Here is a 2,599-nt window from a genome sequence, read left to right on the forward strand (position 1 = left end):
TGGGATTTTTTGTATACACTCAAAAAGGCTACATAATCTCTACAGTGGATTTACCCACTACAGAAATTATAGAGCCTCTTTCTTTATGTTCAAAGCAATCAAAATGCGTTTTTTAAAGTTTTCAAAGTTCCTGAAACCAAAGGCATTTCTCTTAATGACTTTGATGAGATTGTTGGTAGCTTCCAGTTTGGCGTTGGAATAAGGCAATTCCATGGCATTCAAAACCTTGTCTTTATCCTTTAGAAATGTCTTAAATACCGTCTGGAAAATAGGATTAACAGTGGCTAGTTCCTGTTCAATTATGTCAAAGAAATGGTCTGAGTTCTTCTCTTGGAAATGAAATAAGAGAAGCTGATAGAGTTGATAGTGTTGTCGTAGTTCCTCTGAACAAGTCAGTAGTTTTTCAAGTATTTCCTTGTTAGTCAAATACATTCGAAACATAGGGCGATAAAATCGTTTATCGCTGAGTTTACGGCTATCTTGTTGTATCAATTTCCAGTAGCGTTTCAAGGCTCGGTATTCCTGTGATTTTCTGTCGAATTGATTCATGATTTGAATGCGAACGCGGTTCATAGCACGGCTGAGGTGCTGCACAATGTGAAAACGATCCAGAACAATCTTGGCGTTTGGAAATAGCTGTCTAGCCAATTTGTAGTAAGGACTAAACATATCCATGGTAATTACTTTGACCAGATTTCTAACCTTTCTAGGATAGCGTAGAAAGTGATTTCGGATGGTTGCTTGAGTTCTTCCGTCAAGGATAGTAATGACGTTTAGGGAGTTGAAATCTTGTGCGATAAAGCTCATCTTCCCCTTCTTAAAGCCATATTCATCCCAGCTCATCACCTCAGGTAAGGTATTCCAATCTGTTTCAAACTTGAACTCATTAAGCTTTCGACTAACTGATGATGTTGAGATAGATAGCCTGTGTGCAATATGTGTCATTGCTTGATTTTCGATGAGTAACTGGGCGATTTTCTGGTTAACAGCGACGGAGATTTGGTGGTTCTTCTTGACAAGAGGAGTTTCAGCGACCGCTATTTTTCCGCAAGATTTACACTTGAAGCGACGCTTTCTAAGTCGGATAAGCAAGGGATAACCAGCAGTTTCTAGGTAGGGAATTTTGGAGGGTTTTTGGAAGTCGTATTTTGCCATTTGTCCCTTGCAGGAGGGACATTTAGGGGCTGTATAATCCAATTGACCGTGGAGTTCTAAGTGAGTTCCCATATCATATTCATCAGTGATCGTGATATTTTTGTCTTTAATTCTGAGAAGATTTGTGATAAGATTTAGTTGTTCCATATGAACCCTTTCTAATGTGAGTTTGGTTGCTTTTCATTATAGGTCATATGGGACTTTTTTTCTATACTCAAAAAGGCTCCATAATTTCCATGGTGGATTTACCCACTACAGAAATTATAGAGCCAAAATAAGTAGATAAAGAAATCAGCTCGGCTGGTTTCTTTTTTTGTGTTAAATATTTGACCAATTTTGACTATTGGTATATAATAGGCACATATCTATCTCGAAAAGGAGTATTCTTATGATTCCAGTAGTTATTGAACAAACCAGTCGTGGTGAGCGTTCTTATGATATTTATTCCCGTTTGCTCAAGGACCGTATCGTCATGTTGACAGGACCGGTGGAGGACAATATGGCTAATTCTATCATTGCCCAATTGCTCTTCCTCGATGCGCAAGATCCGACTAAAGACATTTATCTCTATGTCAATACCCCAGGTGGATCTGTGTCAGCAGGTCTTGCTATCGTGGATACCATGAACTTTATCAAGGCAGACGTCCAGACAATTGTTATGGGAACAGCAGCATCTATGGGAACCATCATTGCATCTAGTGGTGCCAAGGGCAAACGTTTCATGTTGCCAAATGCCGAGTACATGATCCACCAACCAATGGGTGGAACTGGCGGCGGTACACAACAAACCGACATGGCAATTGCTGCAGAACACTTGCTTAAAACCCGTAATAAATTAGAAAAAATCTTGGCTGACAATTCAGGTAAAACAGTCAAGCAAATCCACAAGGATGCGGAGCGTGATTACTGGATGACCGCTGAAGAAACCTTGGCATACGGCTTCATTGACCAAATCATGGATAACAGCAAAACTAAATAAAATAAGGAAAGGGCTGGATTTGGTCCTTTTCATTTTCCTTGGAAAAGGGTATAATTATAGATAGAAATGTCTGAGGAGAAGTCCATGTTTGAGAAAAAAGAACGCACCAGCCTAACTGTTTATTTGCATTATAATCGGGATTCCAGAAAACTCAACCACTACGGTGACATGATTTACCATTCGAAGCGCCTGCGTTATGTTATATTATATGTTAATGTAGAAAAAGCTGAGGAAGTCATGAGCAAGCTCAAAAAAGAGAAGTTTGTCAAAAAAGTAGTTCCTTCTTACATAAAAGAAATTGACCAAAATTTTGTAGGTAATTTGTGGCGAGAAGAAGAGACAATACTGTAAAGATTTGAACAGGCTAACAGGCCTGTTTTTACTTTTTTCCCGCGTTGTAAAATGAAGTGCAACAAAAAAGACATGTTCGTCTGATATACTAGAATTCCCCAACTCAGTATAGAA

Annotated in this window: 3 protein-coding genes; 2 read left to right on the plus strand and 1 reads right to left on the minus strand. The window is 38.9% G+C overall.

Going from position 1 to position 2,599, the window contains the following annotated elements:
• Positions 1–66: 66 nt before the first annotated feature.
• Positions 67–1,302 (minus strand): ISL3 family transposase, encoded by a 1,236-nt coding sequence (locus tag ACHBGV_RS10175; protein ID WP_394736269.1) that lies wholly within the window; start codon positions 1,300–1,302, stop codon positions 67–69.
• Between the two features lie 241 nt (positions 1,303–1,543).
• Between ACHBGV_RS10175 and ACHBGV_RS10180 the strand changes: the two genes are divergently transcribed.
• Both ACHBGV_RS10180 and ACHBGV_RS10185 read left to right on the plus strand, forming a co-directional pair.
• A complete protein-coding gene (locus tag ACHBGV_RS10180) occupies positions 1,544–2,134 on the plus strand; it encodes an ATP-dependent Clp protease proteolytic subunit (RefSeq protein ID WP_105110524.1) in 591 nt (196 codons plus the stop codon).
• Positions 2,135–2,218: 84 nt separating this feature from the next.
• The gene (locus tag ACHBGV_RS10185; RefSeq protein ID WP_394736270.1) at positions 2,219–2,485 is read left to right on the plus strand and encodes a DUF2129 domain-containing protein; all 267 of its coding nucleotides are present in this window, start codon (positions 2,219–2,221) and stop codon (positions 2,483–2,485) included.
• The last annotated feature ends 114 nt before the right edge of the window (positions 2,486–2,599 follow it).

The organism is Streptococcus sp. A34, assembly GCF_043674115.1.
Lineage (GTDB): Bacteria > Bacillota > Bacilli > Lactobacillales > Streptococcaceae > Streptococcus > Streptococcus suis_V.

Coding starts and splice junctions, on each gene's coding strand:
- ACHBGV_RS10175 (WP_394736269.1), bottom strand. CDS start 1,302: ATGGAACAACTAAATCTTATCACAAATCTTCTCAGAATTAAAGACAAA.
- ACHBGV_RS10180 (WP_105110524.1), top strand. CDS start 1,544: ATGATTCCAGTAGTTATTGAACAAACCAGTCGTGGTGAGCGTTCTTAT.
- ACHBGV_RS10185 (WP_394736270.1), top strand. CDS start 2,219: ATGTTTGAGAAAAAAGAACGCACCAGCCTAACTGTTTATTTGCATTAT.